This window comes from Levilactobacillus cerevisiae, from assembly GCF_003946245.1.
Taxonomy (GTDB): domain Bacteria; phylum Bacillota; class Bacilli; order Lactobacillales; family Lactobacillaceae; genus Levilactobacillus; species Levilactobacillus cerevisiae.
Map to the genome: position 1 here is coordinate 37,652 of NZ_RHNN01000014.1, position 18,190 is coordinate 55,841.

Annotated in this window: 15 protein-coding genes; 10 read left to right on the forward strand and 5 right to left on the reverse strand. The window is 51.8% G+C overall.

What is annotated here, in order from left to right:
* The first annotated feature begins 509 nt into the window (after window positions 1–509).
* The 5 genes from EKM99_RS08280 (at window position 510) to EKM99_RS08300 (ending at window position 5,537) form a co-directional block, all read left to right on the forward strand.
* Window positions 510–2,072 (forward strand): Nramp family divalent metal transporter, encoded by a 1,563-nt coding sequence (locus tag EKM99_RS08280; protein WP_125582712.1) that lies wholly within the window; start codon window positions 510–512, stop codon window positions 2,070–2,072.
* A gap of 10 nt (window positions 2,073–2,082) precedes the next feature.
* Window positions 2,083–2,514 (forward strand): universal stress protein, encoded by a 432-nt coding sequence (locus EKM99_RS08285; RefSeq protein WP_125582714.1) that lies wholly within the window; start codon window positions 2,083–2,085, stop codon window positions 2,512–2,514.
* Window positions 2,515–3,210: 696 nt separating this feature from the next.
* A complete protein-coding gene (locus EKM99_RS08290) occupies window positions 3,211–3,912 on the forward strand; it encodes a B3/B4 domain-containing protein (RefSeq protein ID WP_164511567.1) in 702 nt (233 codons plus the stop codon).
* Window positions 3,913–4,048: 136 nt separating this feature from the next.
* Window positions 4,049–4,831 (forward strand): CPBP family intramembrane glutamic endopeptidase, encoded by a 783-nt coding sequence (locus EKM99_RS08295; RefSeq protein WP_125582718.1) that lies wholly within the window; start codon window positions 4,049–4,051, stop codon window positions 4,829–4,831.
* Between the two features lie 184 nt (window positions 4,832–5,015).
* Complete coding sequence (locus EKM99_RS08300) at window positions 5,016–5,537, forward strand: hypothetical protein (RefSeq protein ID WP_125582720.1); 522 nt, start codon at window positions 5,016–5,018, stop codon at window positions 5,535–5,537.
* A gap of 221 nt (window positions 5,538–5,758) precedes the next feature.
* Here the strand turns inward: EKM99_RS08300 and EKM99_RS08305 are convergent, their stop codons facing one another.
* On the reverse strand, window positions 5,759–6,745 hold the full coding sequence (locus EKM99_RS08305; RefSeq protein ID WP_125582722.1) for a GMP reductase: 987 nt from the start codon (window positions 6,743–6,745) through the stop codon (window positions 5,759–5,761).
* A 25-nt stretch (window positions 6,746–6,770) separates the two neighbouring features.
* Entirely contained in the window at window positions 6,771–8,057 is a 1,287-nt protein-coding gene (locus tag EKM99_RS08310; protein WP_125582724.1) for an adenylosuccinate synthase, read from the reverse strand.
* Window positions 8,058–8,331: 274 nt separating this feature from the next.
* Between EKM99_RS08310 and purB the strand changes: the two genes are divergently transcribed.
* From purB to EKM99_RS08325, 3 genes are all read left to right on the forward strand, one after another.
* Window positions 8,332–9,630 (forward strand): adenylosuccinate lyase, encoded by a 1,299-nt coding sequence (gene purB / locus EKM99_RS08315; protein WP_125582726.1) that lies wholly within the window; start codon window positions 8,332–8,334, stop codon window positions 9,628–9,630.
* A 60-nt stretch (window positions 9,631–9,690) separates the two neighbouring features.
* Entirely contained in the window at window positions 9,691–9,921 is a 231-nt protein-coding gene (locus tag EKM99_RS08320) for a hypothetical protein (protein ID WP_125582728.1), read from the forward strand.
* 68 nt (window positions 9,922–9,989) lie between these two features.
* Entirely contained in the window at window positions 9,990–10,247 is a 258-nt protein-coding gene (locus tag EKM99_RS08325; protein ID WP_125582730.1) for a type II toxin-antitoxin system Phd/YefM family antitoxin, read from the forward strand.
* Between the two features lie 380 nt (window positions 10,248–10,627).
* Here the strand turns inward: EKM99_RS08325 and EKM99_RS08330 are convergent, their stop codons facing one another.
* Window positions 10,628–11,566, reverse strand: coding sequence for an alpha/beta hydrolase (locus tag EKM99_RS08330; RefSeq protein ID WP_125582732.1), 939 nt, complete (start codon window positions 11,564–11,566; stop codon window positions 10,628–10,630).
* A 79-nt stretch (window positions 11,567–11,645) separates the two neighbouring features.
* Window positions 11,646–12,440, reverse strand: a complete 795-nt coding sequence (locus tag EKM99_RS08335; protein ID WP_125582734.1) for a tyrosine-protein phosphatase — start codon at window positions 12,438–12,440, stop codon at window positions 11,646–11,648.
* 139 nt (window positions 12,441–12,579) lie between these two features.
* On the opposite strand from EKM99_RS08335, the gene EKM99_RS08340 reads away from it, so the two are divergent.
* Complete coding sequence (locus EKM99_RS08340) at window positions 12,580–13,491, forward strand: alpha/beta hydrolase fold domain-containing protein (RefSeq protein WP_367376938.1); 912 nt, start codon at window positions 12,580–12,582, stop codon at window positions 13,489–13,491.
* Between the two features lie 701 nt (window positions 13,492–14,192).
* Window positions 14,193–16,031, forward strand: a complete 1,839-nt coding sequence (locus EKM99_RS08345; RefSeq protein WP_225419822.1) for a S53 family peptidase — start codon at window positions 14,193–14,195, stop codon at window positions 16,029–16,031.
* 181 nt (window positions 16,032–16,212) lie between these two features.
* On the opposite strand, the gene EKM99_RS08350 is transcribed toward EKM99_RS08345, so the two are convergent.
* The gene (locus tag EKM99_RS08350) at window positions 16,213–18,084 is read right to left on the reverse strand and encodes a DUF5776 domain-containing protein (RefSeq protein ID WP_125582738.1); all 1,872 of its coding nucleotides are present in this window, start codon (window positions 18,082–18,084) and stop codon (window positions 16,213–16,215) included.
* Window positions 18,085–18,190 lie beyond the last annotated feature (106 nt).

An 18,190-nucleotide genomic window follows, 5' to 3' on the forward strand; every position in this document is an offset into this window, starting at 1 on the left:
GAAAATGGGACCGGATCGCTGTGGGCGGACGTCCGGAGCCAGAAAGCGGTCTCCAGACTTACTTTGAGCCTCAAGTGCGAGTCTCAAAGATACCAATTCCCTAAGCGGCAAGAACCGCCACTAAGGGAATTCCCACGGCGTGGCCCATTTTCACCATCCCTGCGGCCTACACGGGTTTAACCCGTTGCATTGTCGTGAACTTTAGTTGATTATCAGGAACAACCGCTAGCGTAAGGCTTATTCAGACCATAGGCTTTACGGGTAAGCGTCGTTATTTAGCAGATTCACTAATAATTGCGTTTGTGGCGTAGTTCAAAAGCAATGAATGATAGTAAAGTCATGCAAACTAAGTCGTTAGACCGCTAAACCGTGGCCTGGCGGCTTTTTTGATTCCTTAAACTTAACTGGCGAGTCCCGAAAGTTAACGAGTAAGCTTTTAAGTGGCTCGGTCGCTGGGGGTTGCCGTACACTAGCCTTGGTCAGAAAGTTTGGCTGGGAGGAGTGAGAGCATGCCTGAAGAAAAGAAGCACAAGCTGATTGAATATGCGAACGGCCGCTCACTAGAAGAAATTAATGGGACGGTTAAAGTGCCTAAAGATATGGGTTTCTGGCGGACGCTGTTTGCGTATTCTGGACCTGGTGCGCTGATTGCTGTGGGGTACATGGATCCCGGGAACTGGTCAACGTCCATTACCGGTGGTCAAAACTTCCAGTACCTGTTAATGTCTGTCATCTTGATGTCAAGTTTGATTGCGATGTTGCTCCAATACATGGCCGCTAAACTTGGCATCGTGAGTCAGATGGATTTGGCCCAAGCCATTCGGGCGCGGACCAGTAAGTCGTTGGGCATTGTCCTGTGGCTGTTAACGGAACTCGCCATCATGGCGACTGATATTGCGGAAGTTATCGGGGCCGCGATTGCCCTGTATCTGCTGTTCCACATTCCGTTGATCATTGCCGTCTTCATTACGGTCTTTGATGTTTTGCTCTTATTGTTGTTGACGAAGGTCGGCTTCCGGAAAATTGAAGCGATTGTCGTTTGCCTGATTATGGTGATTCTCTTCGTCTTCGTTTACCAAGTCGCACTGTCTAACCCTGATTGGGGTGGCGTCTTCAAGGGCCTGATTCCGACGGCGCAAACCTTTTCCACCAGCAAGTCCGTTGCCGGTATGACGCCATTGAACGGTGCCCTTGGGATTATCGGGGCGACCGTGATGCCTCATAACCTGTATTTACACTCTGCAATTTCACAAACGCGGGCGATTGACCACAACGATGAGGAAGACGTGGCCCGGACGGTTAAGTTTGCTGGGTTGGATTCCAACATCCAACTGACCTTTGCCTTCTTCGTCAACGCCTTACTGTTGATCATGGGGGTCGCCGTCTTCAAGACGGGTGCCGTCAAGGATCCTTCGTTCTTCGGTTTGTTCCACGCGCTGTCAGATACCACGACCATGAGCAATGGCGTGCTGAGCAGTGTCGCCCGGACCGGTGTTTTATCCACGTTGTTTGCGGTAGCGTTACTGGCTTCGGGGCAAAACTCCACGATTACCGGGACCTTAACGGGTCAGGTAATCATGGAAGGTTTCGTCCACATGCGGATGCCACTCTGGTTACGGCGGTTAGTAACCCGGTTGATTTCCGTGATTCCAGTGCTTATCTGCGTCATGCTCACCAGTGGCAAGAGTGCCATCGCGGAACACGAAGCGCTCAACGATTTGATGAATAACTCACAAGTCTTTCTGGCGTTCGCGTTGCCATTTTCCATGCTGCCGCTGTTGATGATGACGGATAGCAAATTGGAAATGGGCGAGCGTTTCAAGAACTCCTGGTGGTTGAAGATTCTCGGGTGGTTCTCCGTGATTGCGTTAACCGCGCTCAACATGGAAGGCATGCCGGGACAGGTTCAAGCGTTCTTCGGGTCCAACGTGACCGGTGCAAAATTGGCACTGGCCAACGGTATTGCCTACGCGTTGATTGCGGTGGTTCTGGCCTTGTTGGCATGGACGATTGTTGAATTGCACAAGGGTAACAAGCGCTTGGCCGCGGAATTAGCAGCCAAAGGAAAGTAGGGGATGCAGCATGCCAACCACATTTAAACGAATTTTAGTGGGTGTCGATGACTCGGCGGATGCGTTACTGGCGTTTGATTACGCCATCCATCAAGCAAAACGGGATGGCGCGGAGCTGGTGATTGCGTCGGTCTTGGAAAATGAAACCATGAACGTCTACCAGGCGTTGGACACGGACTTTGTCCACGGCCAATACGATGCGCTGAAGCAACACGTCTGCGAGTACCAACGCCAGGCGGAGGCAGCGGGAGTCGCCAACGTCCGCATCACGGTAGCCGAGGGTGAACCCGGCGAAACGATTGTGAAACAGGTCATCCCCCGCATCAAGCCAGACATTCTAATCGTCGGCTCGATCGCGAAAAAGGGCGTCAGCCGCCACTTTGGTAGCCAAGCGGCCTACATGGCAAAGTACGCACCGATTTCGGTGATGGTGGTAAGATAGAGTAGAGTGCAAGAGCGGGCGATTAGCTGGCGAGCATTAACGTCATTAAGGCAATGACCCCGGGTTTGGGTCGTTGTCTTAATGGGGTTAAGCGGAACCCGCTGCCCGCTCTTGCACGTTTCGGCAATAGAAAATGAAAGGAAACGTCATTAAGGCAATGACCCCGGGTTTGGGGGTCGTTGTCTTAATGGGGTTAAGCGGAACTGGCTGCCTCTGGTTCACACGTTTCGGCAACAGAGAATGAAAGCCGAGTGACCCTGGGCTTGGGGCGTTTGCTTAGCGGGGTTAAGCGGAACCCGCTGCCCGCTGTTGCACGAACTGAAAATGAATTCAAAAAAATGGGCAACCCAAACACAGCGGATGCCCATTTTCCTGTCGTTGCAATTCCAGTAGAATGCCTTATGATAAAAGTAGGAAGAAATTTGGCATCGGATGAAATCAGTGTCAGCCGCAGCGATGGTCAAAATGAGCCAAGCCGTGGGAATTCCCTTAGTGGCATTAGCCGCTTAGGGAATTGATAGCTTTGAGACTCGGTTCTTAGAGGCTCAAAGTAAGTCTGGAGACCGTCCTGTGGCTCCAGACGTTCGCCCACAGCGGTCCGGTCTCATTTTCACCATCGCGGAGGCGCTGGCAACACCAAGCCAAGTTTCAGAACAAACTATCACGCCGACTGAAAGGATGATTTTCACTATGACTATGAAAGACGTCATCATTGACGACAGCTTTTGGCAAACGTATCCCGACGCACAAATTAATTTGATGTGGCTCACCGGGTTTGACAACCATGACACGGACGACAATTTGGCCGAACGACAAGAACTCTTGCGGACTGCTACTGCGGCTTCCGAGGCGTTTACCAAGGTTGAGCCCTTCCGTGACAATCCGGTAGTTGCGGAATGGCGCGATGCCTATCAACAATTTCCCAAGCGCAAGGGTGCCCGTTCCTCAATCGAGGCGCTTCTGAAACGTGCTAGTCAGGGCCACGAGTTCACGCCCATCGAGCCGCTGGTTGACGTATACAACAGTATTTCCCTGCGTTACGGGGTGCCGTTGGGCATTGAAGACCGTGATAAAATTGCGGGCGACCTGCATTTGGGAACGGCTAAGGGTGGCGAATCCTTCTTCCCACTGGGCGCAGACGAGGACGATCCTGCACGTGAAGGCGAAATGATTTACTACGACGACGAGGGCGCCGTTTGCCGGAGCTTGAACTGGCGGGAAGCGCAACGGACCATGTTGACGGACGGCACCACCAACGGCATCGTGGTGATGGAATCCGTCAACCAGGATCAAGCCGAACGGGCGACGAAGGCCATGGCTGACCTGGCAGAATTGATTCAACAATACTTCGGGATTAAGCCTGACAAGACAGCCGTACTGAAGGCTGCTGATAAATAAGCACCATGAACTGGTCGTGATGGCCAGTTTTTTTTGTTGGCAAGCGATTCAGGGGCGAATCAATTCTGGGGCGGTCGTAATTCCAGCGCGGTTAGCGGTATAATCGAGGTACATTGGTGTTAGAGGGGGAGATTCGTTGGCATTAAGTCAGGGGAATAAGCAGCCGGTCTATCAATTGTTAGTGACCTGGGTGTTGATGCTAGCTGTCATGGAGGGCGTGGGAGATCTGATGGGGATCCTCCACGTGCCGCCGATGGGGGCAATATTTCTTGAAGAATTCGTGTTATTGACGATTCTGTATTTGTTGAATCATTTTTGGCTGCGGGTACCGATTCGACTGAAATCAGACATTTCGTGGCGAGGTCAATTGAAAATCAACGTTTTGCCGCTGATCATTATCTTGTTAGACTGCCTCATGTTATTTTTGCCACACCTTCAGCTAACCAGCCGCACTATCCTGTTCATCCTATTCGCGTTGGTCGTCGGCATCTTTGAAGAATATCTGTTCAGAGGTGTCTTATCGGGCGGGCTGTTACGGAGCTTTCGGCGGTTCGGCCAGCGCCGTATCTGGCTAGCGGTCGGGTTGAGCAGTCTGCTCTTTGGCATGAGCCATTTGATAAACCTCTCCCATCAGAGTCTAGGGATGACGGTTGCTCAGATGTTGGTCAATCTTGGTTTTGGCTTGCTGGCCAGTGCTATGTATTTGCGAACGGGGAGTCTGGCTTGGCCCATCCTGTTGCATTTCATGGATGATGCCCGCGTCCTGGCGCACGCCGGCCTTTCGCAACACAGCGTGGGGCTTTCGACGTTTTCGGGGGCGCTGGGAGGCGCGATTTTACTGGTCGTCTATGGCGGCATTGCCTGGTGGCTTCTCCGCCGGTCACAGTGGGCGGACATCAGTGCTAGATTTTTAAAATAAAGTATTAGGGGTCACAGGAACGCGACGTAAAAATGCCGTGGAACTGTGGCTTTTTGCTTGGCATTTAGTGTCGGCTATCCTGAATTCGTGTCGCCTGTAAAAAGTTCTGATATTCTCCGGTATCAGGCGTATAATCAAGGACCTAAAAGGGAATTTTAAAAAAAAGACAGTGAGGGAGTCCGTCATGCAAAATTTAGATTTAACCAACTTGGTGCTCGGTGCCTGGTTGTTAGTCGTCGTGATCAGACGGCAGTTGGCACCAAAGGTTGTGCGGTTTAAAATGTCATTTTTCCTACTAGTGGTGTTGCTGGGGGCGGCGTCAGTGGGGGATGCCTTCAACAAGCAACATCTCCAGATCACCGCGCAACAGGCTGTGCTCTTTGGCGTGCTGAGTCTGGTCAGTGCCGTGGCCTTTGCGTTGTTGCGGGCCTGGTCGTATCGCTTCTGGGTCAACGCCGACGGCTACGTTATGCGTCAAGGAAACTGGCTAACACTAGTCTGGTGGATTGTCGGCATCGGCATCCACTTGGGCGTTGACCGCCTGTGGACGGGGAGCTCGGTGACCTTGATGCTCTATCTAGGCGTGACGCTGCTGGTGCAACGCGGCTACGTTTGGTGGCGTGCCAGTCGGCAATATCCGGCAGAAATACGGGCCAATGCGGCGTTACAAGCCGAGCGGCATCATGATCGTCGTCATCGTGACTAAAAGGTAAAGCGTTGGCATGATCCGTTACGTGGTAGAGGTATAACACTAAAGAATTGGCAGCACTGTCTAAACCTACCGGCTGACCGTTCACCAAATTTAGGCCGGAACGCTGTGGGTAGGACGCCGACAGCCTGGGAAGCGGTCCTTCAATCTTTTGAAGCTAAACAAATAGATCCGTGTGCAACCGACATAAGCTGGTTGCACACGGATCTTATTTTTTACTAATAATTATCGCCGTTCATGATGGAGCTCTTCACAATCACGTAATCCACGGTCCGAATGTCCAGGAGGTTCCGGCCACCGGCGTAGGAGATTGACGATTGCAGGTCTTCTTGCATGGCGTTCAGCGTGTTGGCAATGTCGCCACGGTAAGGCACCAACATTTGCTTGCCTTCTACGTTGCGGTAGGCGCCCTTTTGCTTCTCGGACGCGGAACCCCAATACTGCTTGAAGGTCCGACCGTCGATGGTCAACAGGCTACCAGGCGATTGTTCGTGACCAGCCAACATTGAGCCAATCATGACCATGCTGGCTCCGAAACGAATCGACTTGGCGATGTCACCGTTGTAACGAATCCCACCGTCAGCGACGATTGGCTTCCGGGCCGCCTTGGCACATAAACGGACGGCAGCGAGTTGCCAGCCGCCAGTCCCGAAGCCGGTCTTGAGCTTGGTGATGCAAGCCTTACCAGGACCGATGCCGACCTTGGTGGCGTCCGCACCAGCATTTTCCAGCTCGCGGACGGCTTCTGGCGTGCCAACGTTTCCGGCAATCACGAAGCTGTCGGGGAGCTTGTTCTTGATTTCCTTGATCATCCGAATGACCGCGTCACTGTGGCCGTGCGCGATATCAATCGTGATGTATTCGGGAACCAGGTCAGCAGCCGATAGTTCGTCAATGAAGGCGTGCTCGTCGTCCTTCACGCCCACGCTAATGGAAGCGAAGAGGGACTTGGCGTGCATCCGTTCGATGAAGCCGCGGCGTTCTTCCGGATGGAAACGGTGCATCACGTAGAAATAATCGTGTTGCGCCATCCAAATGGCTAAGGGCTCGTTGATGACCGTTTCCATATTGGCGGGCACAACCGGAATTTTAAACCGGTGGGGGCCAAATTCGATGCTGGTATCGGCCTCGCTCCGACTATCAATGATACATTTATTGGGAATCAATTGAATATCTTCGTAATCAAATACTTCAGCAGGATGCATGTGCAGTCACTCCTTGTTCGTGGGGTTAGGCGTTCCAGACGTCTTGTAAAATGTTGGTCTGTTCGCGGTCGGGGCCGACGGAAAGCGTGGCAATATCCACGCCAACCAGTTCGGCTAAGCGTTTAACGTAATTTTGGGCATTAACGGGTAGGTCTTCAACTGAGTGGCAGCCGGTAATATCTTCCGTCCAACCGGGCAGTTCTTCGTAAATCGGTTCGCAGGCGTCAAGGTCGACCAAGCTAGCGGGGTAATGGTAAATGGCCTCGCCGTTTAATTGGTAAGCCTTGCAAATTTTAAGGGTCTTCAGACCAGTCAGCACGTCGAGACAGTTCAGCGACAGGCTAGTTAAGCCAGACACCCGCTTGGCATGCCGGAGAACGACACTGTCAAACCAGCCGATTCGCCGGGGCCGCTTGGTGACGGTACCGTATTCGTGGCCAGTTTCCCGAATAGTGTCCCCGATTTCATCGAAGAGTTCAGTGGGGAAGGGCCCATCACCGACACGGGAGGTGTAGGCCTTGCAGACGCCAACCACGTGGTCGATCTTAGTTGGGCCGACGCCGGCACCAATGGTCACACCACCAGCGACGGGGTTCGAGGATGTGACGAAGGGATAAGTCCCATGGTCGATATCCAGCATGACACCTTGCGCGCCTTCAAACAGAACGTTCTTGCCGGCATCAATCGCATCGTTGATGACTACGGAGGTGTCGGTCACGTGGCCCTTAATTTGTTGGCCCAGTGCGTAATATTTATCAAATACATCGTCAAAGTTGAGTGGTTCTACATTATATAACTTGGTTAAGACGTTATTCTTTTCAATTAAGTTTTGCCGTAATTTATCAGCTAAAATGTCGTGGTCAAGCAAATCGGCGATTCGAATCCCGATTCGTTCGGCCTTATCCATGTAAGCGGGGCCGATACCTTTATTAGTGGTCCCAATTTTGTTTTCCTTGGCCTTTTCTTGCGCCTGATCCAAGAGGATATGGTAAGGCAGGATCACGTGGGCCCGGTCGGAAATCCGGAGATTGTCCGTGGAGACGCCATTTTCGTGCAGGTAAGTGAGTTCTTCAATCAAGGATTGTGGGTTCACAACCACACCGTTACCAATCACGCTCAGCTTGTCGGCGTAGAAAATCCCGGATGGAATCAGCCGCAGCTTGAACGTTTGACCATTGAAAACAATGGTATGGCCGGCGTTGTCACCACCTTGGTAGCGGGCAATGACATCAGCCTTCTCACTCAGAAAATCCGTGATCTTTCCTTTACCTTCATCGCCCCATTGACTACCAACTACTACTGTTGATGACATTGCAAACACCTCATCGTTATTATTTGCTAGGCCGAACACCCAGCAAGAATCATTGTATCAAGTTCGGAAATGAATTGCAAGTGAAAAGCGAACAATTTATTTAATAATCGATATAAAAGTTCTTATAATAACGGGTAGAAATAGATTAATAATCAAAATAACGGTGAAACTGCTGGCTAAAATGGGATATTCTGTGCTAAAATAGATATCAGAGAAATAAACGAAAATTAAATTTAATGTTCGGTTTTTACCTATTTTCAAGGAGGAAAAGTGCATGTTAGAACGCTATACCCGACCAGAGATGGGCCAGATTTGGTCCTTAGAGAATCAATACGAGTCTTGGCTAGCCGTCGAAATCGCGATCGATGAGGCTTGGGCCAAGTTGGGCGAGGTTCCCACCGAAGACGCGCAAAAGATTCGGGCCAATGCGACCTTTGACGTTGACCGGATTGCTGAAATTGAAGCCGTGACGCACCATGATATGGTTGCCTTTACCCGGAACGTTTCGGAATCCCTGGGTGCCGAACGCAAGTGGATTCACTTTGGGGTCACCAGTACGGACGTGGTGGATACCGCGCAGGGTTACCGTTTGAAACAAGCCAATGCCGTGTTGCGCCAGGATTTGGTGACGCTGATTGCCACCCTGAAGAAAATGGCGCTGCAATATAAGGAAACCGTCATGATTGGTCGGACACATGGGGTGCAAGCCGAGCCTACCACGTTTGGTCTGAAATTAGCGCGCTTCTACGCCGAAATGCAACGCAATCTGGAACGCTTTGACCGTGCTGCGACCGCCGTGGAAACGGGAAAAATCAGTGGTGCTGTCGGGACGTTTGCCAACGTGCCACCTGAAGTTGAAGCCTTTGTCTGCGACCAACTGAAAATTAGCGCGCAGCCAATCGCCAGCCAAGTGCTGCCACGGGACCTGCACGCCGACTATATTGCGACGTTGGCCCTAGTGGGGACCAGTGTGGAAAACATTGCCACGGAGATTCGGAGCCTTCAGCGCTCAGAAATCCATGAAGTAGAAGAACACTTTAGCGCTGGGCAAAAGGGCTCATCGGCCATGCCCCACAAGCGTAATCCGATTGGCTCGGAAAACGTCACCGGCTTGGCACGGGTCCTGCGGGGCACCATGGTGACGGCTTACGAAGACGTTAGCCTGTGGCATGAACGAGACATTTCCCATTCCTCAGCTGAACGGATGATTTTGCCGGAGAGTACGACGTTGCTGGACTACATGCTCCACCGCATCAACCGGATTCTAAGCAATTTGGATGTCTTCCCGGAGACGATGAAGGCCAATATGAACCGGACTTACGGGCTGATTTACAGTCAACGCCTCCTATTGAAGTTGATTGAGGCCGGTCTGAGTCGAGAAGATGCCTATGACTTGGTGCAACCGTTGACCGCCCAAGCCTGGGATCAGCAGATTCAGTTCCGACCATTGGTAGAAGCAAATGCCGAAATTACCCAGCACCTGACACCGGCTGACATTGCGGACGCGTTTGACTATCACTACCATCTGCGTCGCGTGGACTTCATTTATAAACGGTTAGGGTTAACGGAATAGCCATGTCGCTGGACTGACGGAATGACGTGCTAGTCGCTTGAATAACGGGAGGAATATCTCATGACGAAAGTTTACGCACCAGCGGATGCACAACGAGATTTTTTGGATTTGTTACGCCAGGTTAGTTCGGGGAAGTCGGTCAAAATTGAAGCGCCCCAACAGGCCGGAAACGGGGCCATTCTCGTGAGTGAATCCCAGTGGACCGCCATGCAACAGCAGTTACAGCAGGCGAACCAAACGCATGAGATTCAGGATCGTGAGGACTTGTATAAGGCTTGGCGGTGGCTGTAGACGATTAGGACCTTAGAATACAGCAACTTGAAGAGAATTTTTGGCGTGTTATTCTGGGAGGACTGCTTTTGATGATGAAGAAGCCGTATGTACCAAACCGTAATCAGCATGAGTTACTTGCTTTGTTGCGGCAAGCAAACCAGTCCAAGGGAGCCGTAGAAATTCAACCATTGGATGGAGAGAAAAGTGCTTTCGTGGTTGGTGAAGATGAATGGCATGCTATTCAGGAGACGTTATTTTTAATTAACCGCGGTGTTGATCAGCAAATTCGTCATCGAGAAGCGGATGAAGATGTAGATTTTGATCAAGCTTGGCGGTCAATATGATTGAAAAGCTAGGCTAATTCCAGCGCAAAATAAAAAGATTCGTCGCGTTCTCGGGGAAGAACGTGGCGAATCTTTTTTCATGAGGAGTGCATTCACTTAAGGGGGTGTGAATGCATTTTAGAGGGGTGATTAGGCTTGAGGGAACCTAATCAGGGAATGATTCTCTTAGGGGGAGAGAATCTAAAAGGGATTGGATATAGAATTTGGTTAGTAATAGTTATTGGCTAATTACTATGATTATTACTATACCCTGAGCTTGTGAAGAGAAAAGGGCCAAATTCGTGACGACTTTTTGATTAAAAAGTAAAGAAAAAATAAAGTGTGAAGATTCTGCGGAAAACGCAAGGTGGCCGTAAACGCTGTTAAGTTAGGCTTAAGCTTCAGTTCTCGTCAAAGTACGTTTGCAGAAATTCCGTCACGTGTTGTTGGTAACGGGCCGGATTGGTCCAGAAACTTTCCGCGTGTGAGGCGTTTTTCACAATCCAAAGTTGCTTGGGTGCGTGGGTGGCGGCGTAGTTTTCATAGGCCATCCCCACCGGCACGTAAACGTCCTGTTCCCCGTGAATGAAGAGAATTGGCCGTTTGTTCTTCTGGAGTTGTTCCGTCGCCGTTACGTCACCCAGGTAATAGCCCAGTCGCCGCTTGGAAATGGTGCTGACCATGGGTTCAATCGGGTATTTTGGTAAATGAAATTGGCGCTTCAACAGGTAGGTCAGTTCGGCCTCGATGCTGGAGTAGCCGCAATCGGCAATGATTGCCTTCACTTGTGGTGGTAAGGTTTCGCCGGACAACATTTCCATGGTGGCGCCGCCCATGCTGACGCCAAACAATAGAATTTTCACGTCGGCGTTGGCACGGTCAATGACTTGCTGGATCCACTGGAGGTAGTCCAACCGGTCGAGCCAGCCAAAGCTAATATACTTGCCGGCGCTCTCGCCGTGGCCCCGGTCGTCCGGTAACAGGACGTTAAAACCCAGGCGGTGATACATTTGGGCAAAGTTCGCCATGGTTTCGCCGTTGCCCTTGTAGCCGTGAGAAATAATCACGGTCTGCTTGCTGGGGGTCTCGGCGGGGATGTACTCCGCCACCATCCGGTTTTGCGGGTCCGTTTCGTGGAGGTACCATTTCTCCTTCTTGACCTGCTTGTACCAGTCGACGTAAGCGTAATAAGCGTCCGCGTATTTCTGCTTGTCGGCCGAGGTTTCGGGGACGTAGTTGACGCGTTTAAATGCAAAATTAAAGAGATGTTCACTGGCGGCCAGTGAGGTCAGGGCGATTCCGGCGAGCGGTAGGGCCCAGGTCAATGTTTTCTTCTTCATCAGCAATCAGTTCCTTTCAAATGTGGGTGGGGTTAAAAAACCAGACTACCCGTTTAATCGGTTAGCCTGGCATGGATGTTTAGTCCAAATAAAGTCGTTTCAAAGTGGTTAAGTCGCTGTGTGAGAGGCCGAGGACGTCATGCAAGTAGTCCTGGGTGCCGCCATACTGGGTGTTGATGACCTTCATGGCCGCAGCCAAGTAGTCGGCGTTGACCGTGGAGAGGGCCCGAATATTAGCAACAAAATTTTCGGTATGGCCGTCTTGGCGGGCCTTGTCACTCTGGCGGTCGACCAATGGCATCACGTTCGGATTGGTTAACAGGTAATCTTGCTGGATGGTCTGCGGGTCAACGTTCAAGGCGCTCAAGGCTAAGAAAGCGCCCATTCCCGTGCGGTCCTTACCAGCGGTACAGTGGAACAACACGGATTGTTGGTCCACCTCGTTGCCCAAGAGCGTGCCGAAGAAATTGTGGTAGGCTTCTTGCGCGGTCGGTAACGTCACCATTTTCTGGTAAACGTCGAGCATGTGGCGATAACCGGATTCGTTGTCGCCGTTGAACCGGGCCTCCAATTGTTCCTGTGTGGCGGAGGCGTCAGTCTCATCGTCGGCCGGGAAGACTGGCAGAAAATGGTACTTAACGCCAGCCGGAACCTTGTCGGGCGCCATTTTTTGTTCGTCTTTTGACCGGAAGTCCACATCGGCCGCGACCCCATAGTCCGTCAACAGTTGTTGATCTTCTGGGGTGAGGCGGGCTAAGCCGTCCGTCCGCAATAACTTGTGCCACTTAACCGTGTGGCCGTCGACAGTCTTGTAGCCCCCTAGTTCGCGGAAGTTCCAGCCGCCCGTCACGTTTAATTTTCGGTTATTTGTCATTGGTTTCTTGCCACCCTTTCAGATTTACTGGTACGCCCTCTATTCTAACGGTTTTGGTGAAAATTACCTAGTAATTCAATCTGAGGGAAGCGTTTTTTGTGAAAACGCTGTATACTGGCAATATAAGTCGAGAGAATTGGTGAAGGACAAAGATAGGGTGATAGTCGTGAGTTTGCGTGGGAAATGGTTACTCTTCAAGACCCAGCATAGTCAGCTCAAACAGCAGATTCAACAAGCATTTTTACAGCCCAGTCGGCAAAATCGGGCTGTGGTGCCAGAAAAGTTTCCGGCTACCATTGTAACGAAGGAGCGCCAAGTTTTTGGTGGGCGCATTTTAACCGCAGCGTCCGGTGCGCCATTACCGCAACACGTGTTGTTATTTCACGGTGGCGCGTACACGATGCAGGGCATCGACAGCCATCGCGAGTTGATGGAAACGTTGGTCCAGCAGGCAAACCTGCGCATCTCATACATTGATTATCCGCTGGTGCCCGAAGCCACCGTGGACGAAACCGTGGTCTTTGCCATGAACGCCTACGAGTATCTGCGGGCCCAATATCCGGACGATCAGTTTTTCCTGATGGGCGATTCAGCCGGTGGTGGACTGGCGTTAACGCTGCTCCAACAGTTGAAAATTCATCAAGAACCCTTACCAGCCGGCACGGTGCTCATTTCGCCGTGGACCGACCTGAGCATGATGAATCCAGATTTAAAAACGGCGGCCAAGCACGATCCGTACTTAACGCTGGCCACGCTAAAGAAAATTGGTTTTGATTACGCCGGGAAGCACCCGGTGACCGACCCACTCGTCAGCCCGATTTACGGCGAATTTGACGATCTCGGGCCAATTCTATTGTATTACGGCACGAATGAATTATTAGCCGCGGATGACGAGCGGCTGATTCAAAAGTTACAAGAGGCCAGCGGCACCCCGGCCAAGGTCCACGAGCTAAAGTCGATGCTCCACGATTATATCCTGTGGGGTAAGTTGCCTGAGTCTAAACGGACTTTGAAGGAAGTTAAGCAGTTTATATTGACGGGAAAGTTATAGAGTGCGGAACGAGCCGCTTAGACTCTGAGCATTAGGGAGCCCCAGGGCTTCTGTTCGGCTTCGCCGGGCAGGAGTTCTGGGGCTTTCTAAGCGGAGGAGTCTGGCTCGTGTAGCACGTTTCAGAGGCTGCATATTTCCGAGTTGTTCCGTGGAGAACCAGTCAAACGGGCTAAAGCAAAGTAGGCTCAAAGGAAAGTCCCGCATCGAACAGGGGAAATAACAGAACCGAAGTTAAGGACCCGCCCCGTGTAGCACGTTTCAGAGGCTGCATATTTCCGAATTGTTCCGTGTAGAACCAGTCAAACGGGCTAAACCAGAAGGCTGGTAAACGCCAACCAATTTCAATAAACAATATCCAAACAATATAGAAGCGTAGACGAAGGGCTAAAACCCACCATCCGTCTGCGCTTTTACTATCTAAAAGCCCTTAATCATTCCAACCTACACGATCCCCCCAAAACTATCTCCCCGCCCCCCGAAAAGCACCACCCCAAATCTCCAAAATTGCCCCAACCTTAACCCCAATAACTAAACCGCCACCGCGATAAGCTAAGCCAGTCCTACACTCCCCCGGGAAACCCCGACCCACCCGTTACCAGGGACTTGGTTAGACCATTTAATTATGCTAACGCCGCGTGGTGATTAGTCGTCCTTTTCCCGGCAGCGCGGGGTATAATGAAGCTTATATGGAGGGGATGCTCATGAGGATTCGTATTCTGGTGGCTGGCCTAATTGTGGGGCTGGGCAGCTTTGGTGGCGTAACCGCCATGGCGGCAAGTACCAGCACGCTGGCGACACCGTATCGGGAGAGTCAATTATCTAATTTAAAAAATGTGAAACAGGTTTCTGGCAGTAAGACCGTGACGCTGGATTTAGTTTTGAATTCGCGTAACTCGGCGGAGCTGACCAAGACCGCCTACGCCGTGAACACATCCGGCAACAAGCAATTTAAGTCCTACTTAACGCCTAAGCAGTTTCGGCAAAAGTTCGGGCAGTCCACGACCACAACTAAGCGGTTGGCAAAATACTTTAAAGCACATAAGTTCAAGGTCACGACATTTAATGACGGCCTGATCATGCAGATTAAGGGGAGCACGGCGGCCGTCAATAAAACCTTTGCGACCAAACTGAAGACGGCCAGCTATCACGGCAAGAAGATTCAGTTCTCCAAGCAGACGCCAAAGCTGCCGACCAACGTGGCTAAGCCCATCAAGGCCGTGGTCGGCATCACGAACCTGGTGAAGATGAGCAGTCTGGCGGATACCACGAGCACCAGTTCCGACGGGCCGACCAGCGATGGTGCGCCACAGAACTTCCTCAAGCAGTACGACGCCACGAACCTGGGCAATCAGGGAAAGGGCGAAACCATTGGCATCATTAGCTTTAGCAAGGTGAACAAGAGTGACATCACCCATTTCTGGTCCGAAGAGGGCATCTCGTCTTCCGCCAACCGAATCAGTGTTAAGTCCACGGGCGGCATGGATGTCTGGGGCAATGTCGATCCCGGCAACGAGGAAACATCTTTAGACGTCGAGCAGGCTGGAGCGATTGCACCGAAGGCCAACGTGCGCGTTTACACGGCGTCGTTGAGTGACGTCGGTTGGTTGAACGCCTTTGCCACGGCCTTTGGTGAGAACAAGGCGAGTTCCTTATCGCTGAGCTGGGGCCTGTCAGAAGGTGTGCTGGCCAGTTTGAACAAATACAACCTAATCACGCCGCTCTACGGCAGCATCATGAATACGTTGCTGGCACAGGGCGCCGTTCAAGGGGTCTCCACGTTTGCGGCCACCGGGGATACCGGGGCTTACGGTGAAGAGCTCGACAAGAATGGCGACACGAGCGAGGGCATTTACGCCAACTTCCCCGCGAACAATCCGTGGGTCACGGCCACTGGTGGGACCACGTTGCCAGTCTCCGGTACGCTGGCCAACGGCGTGAAGGTGAACATTTCTAAGGAACGGACGTGGGGCGGCGATGCGCTGTTTGGCGCCTACTTCCAGGACGAAAACTTTTTCAAAAAGAATTCAGATTTGATGGACACACTCCAAAGCGGCAGTGGCGGTGGCATTTCCACGTTGTACGCCACGCCGCAATACCAAAAGGGCGTTTCCGGCGTCAACACCTATAACGCCCGGCAATACCTGACGGCGAGTGGTCTGCCGCGGTCGAACCCGAGTCTGATTACTGGCAAGGCCAGCGGGCGGAACTATCCGGACGTGGTGGCCAATGCCGACCCGATTACCGGGTATGACGAGTACACCAGCACGGACGGATGGGAAACGACGGGCGGCACCAGCGTGGTCGCACCGCAGTTTGCGGCCATGGCGGCAGTCATCAACAGTAACCGCAGCAAGCGCATGGGCCTCTGGAACCCGCAACTCTACGCGTTAGCCCAGACCAGCAAGTCGCCGTTTACCAAATTAGATTCCGATACGGACAACGGCAACCTGTTCTACGTCGGCCAACCTGGCAAGACGTACAACCAAGCGGCCGGACTGGGAACGTTGGACTTTGACCAGCTGGCCAAGGTGTTTAAGTAAGCTGAAATGATTGGTTTAAATGAAAAACGTCGCTCACCGAGAAATTGGTGGGCGACGTTTTTAGTTTAGACAAATTTGGACTAAATAAATGAGATGGAATTACTTGAGAGACGCAAGTGTAAGGGTTAAATGGATGTCAGCCGAGAGGTCATTTCGTCTGACTGGTAAGGCGCTGTCCCAGCTATTTCACGTTCCGAACAAGTTGCGGGTTCCCGGTAATGTAGCCGCCGGCAACGCGGTAACGCAGGGTGTCACGCTTACCGAAGTTGTTGGCGTTGCTGTAGTCCCAACCCAGAACGGTGAAGGTTGGGTGACTCTTGAATGCGTAGTGCCGGTTGCGTTTTGTCAGGTTCACGTTGCTGTAACGGTTCAGCGCTTGCTTGGCCGTCACGCGTTTGGGCATGGTCACCTTGCCCGCCTGCACCAGTTTCTTGTTGGCGGTGACATAGCGGCCGTTGCTTAGGACAAAACGTTTCGTCAGTTTGTGGCTGACAATCTTTTTCACCTTGAGCACCTGTCCCTGACGGTAGTGGGTGGTCTTCTTGGTCAGGTTCTTGTTGCCGTACGCATTGATACCTTGCGGATTGATCACGGTAATCTTGGCCTGCTTTTTCGCGTAGTAAACGCGGCTGGTATAGCGACCGTTGGCGGTAATATAGCCCGTCTTCCCGGCAGTCTTGCTGTGATGATTGACGTCCTTCACGTGGTAACGCTTAACGCCATTCTTGGATTTCGCGTAACCGGTCACGACAAACATTGGTCGGTTCTGCCGCGACTTTTTCGCGTACCATTGTTTGCGCGACTGTTTGGTGAAGGCAGCTGATTTGTAAAGGCCAATCTTGTTGGTGGCGTAAACGACACTGCCTTTAGGCGCAGTGATGTCGGCCCCGGCACCACTGGTCAGGACTTTTTGGTAAACGTAGGTCACGGTCTGAGCGGTACTGGTAAATTTGCCAGTCGCATTGGCCGGCGTGGTCTTCAACGCGTAGTTGGTAATCTTGCGCGCGGAACTTTCATAAGTGGTTCCTAGGTCACCCGTCAGCGTCTGGGGATCGGCCAGCGCGTTGCCAGCGGTATCCACGTAATGCACGGTCACCGGTTGGCTGGTTGCGGGCGTTGGCGTGGGATCTGGTCCCGGATTGGGGTCCACGATGGGTGGCAGGACCTTGTCGTCGAAGCTGAAGATGGAAAGTTCAGGATAGATAATCATGCCACTCAGTTGATAGGTGCCATCGGCTTGCTTCGTCAGATAGGTCGAGAGTGGCTGGGCTAACGCGGCTTTCGTTTCAGCAGCGGACGTGTCTGGGTTCAACTGGGTCCGTTGCTCTAGCGTGTAGTCGGCAACGTGGACCTTTTGGATCAGGGCAGGAAGAACCATGCCATACAGATATTTTTCAAGTGAAACAAACTTTGCTTCGTCCTCGAATGCGGGATCGTATTGGGTGAGCAAAGAGTCTTGACCGGTGGCAATCAGTCCGGGCCGAATCTTTTCCTTGTAGGTCTGTTGCATGTGTGCGTAGTTGCTCTGGTCAATTTGATATTGCGTGAGATTACTGATCCACCATGCATCTGAGTAGGCACCAAATTCGGCGGCGTAGAGGGAATCTGCCAAACTGTCATACTCGTCAGGCGCTAAGCTGTAAAAGTACGCGCCGACAGTAGTATCTGCGGCAGCAGTTAGCTTTTCACCAAAGTAAGTTTGAAAGAGGTAAGACATGCTTTGTGCAATTTCATCATTATCATTATATTTAGCAAAATCCGCCATATAAGCATCATCGTTCAGCTGGTCAACCGTCAAAGCGTTCGCGCCACCAGCTGGGTCGGCACTCAGGTCCTTCTTCAGCCAGTAAGACTTCGTGACTTGTTGATTCTGAATTAATTTCGTATAGGGCAATTCCACGGAACTAATCGTATAGGTCTGTTCAGCAGCTTTGGTCGTCGTAGTCGGTTCAGCAGTGGCAGCGTCAGCGGAAATTACGCTGGGACTGAGGATTCCGCCGCAAAGAATCACGGTCAATCCCACAGTCACGAGTTGTCTAAGGCCCCTAGTCATTTTAGAACACTCCTTTTACCTTTGGCTGTCGTATCTAGTAGCAGTATAACATGAATGTAGGTGTTAATCCTAAGACAATCGCCCGTATGAAGGCGATTATGGGCGG

Bases quoted from the DNA above. Each gene is read 5' to 3' on its own strand.
- EKM99_RS08280 (WP_125582712.1), top strand. From the start codon at position 510: ATGCCTGAAGAAAAGAAGCACAAGCTGATTGAATATGCGAACGGCCGC.
- EKM99_RS08285 (WP_125582714.1), top strand. From the start codon at position 2,083: ATGCCAACCACATTTAAACGAATTTTAGTGGGTGTCGATGACTCGGCG.
- EKM99_RS08290 (WP_164511567.1), top strand. From the start codon at position 3,211: ATGAAAGACGTCATCATTGACGACAGCTTTTGGCAAACGTATCCCGAC.
- EKM99_RS08300 (WP_125582720.1), top strand. From the start codon at position 5,016: ATGCAAAATTTAGATTTAACCAACTTGGTGCTCGGTGCCTGGTTGTTA.
- EKM99_RS08305 (WP_125582722.1), bottom strand. From the start codon at position 6,745: ATGCATCCTGCTGAAGTATTTGATTACGAAGATATTCAATTGATTCCC.
- EKM99_RS08310 (WP_125582724.1), bottom strand. From the start codon at position 8,057: ATGTCATCAACAGTAGTAGTTGGTAGTCAATGGGGCGATGAAGGTAAA.
- purB (WP_125582726.1), top strand. From the start codon at position 8,332: ATGTTAGAACGCTATACCCGACCAGAGATGGGCCAGATTTGGTCCTTA.
- EKM99_RS08320 (WP_125582728.1), top strand. From the start codon at position 9,691: ATGACGAAAGTTTACGCACCAGCGGATGCACAACGAGATTTTTTGGAT.
- EKM99_RS08330 (WP_125582732.1), bottom strand. From the start codon at position 11,566: ATGAAGAAGAAAACATTGACCTGGGCCCTACCGCTCGCCGGAATCGCC.
- EKM99_RS08335 (WP_125582734.1), bottom strand. From the start codon at position 12,440: ATGACAAATAACCGAAAATTAAACGTGACGGGCGGCTGGAACTTCCGC.
- EKM99_RS08345 (WP_225419822.1), top strand. From the start codon at position 14,193: ATGAGGATTCGTATTCTGGTGGCTGGCCTAATTGTGGGGCTGGGCAGC.
- EKM99_RS08350 (WP_125582738.1), bottom strand. From the start codon at position 18,084: ATGACTAGGGGCCTTAGACAACTCGTGACTGTGGGATTGACCGTGATT.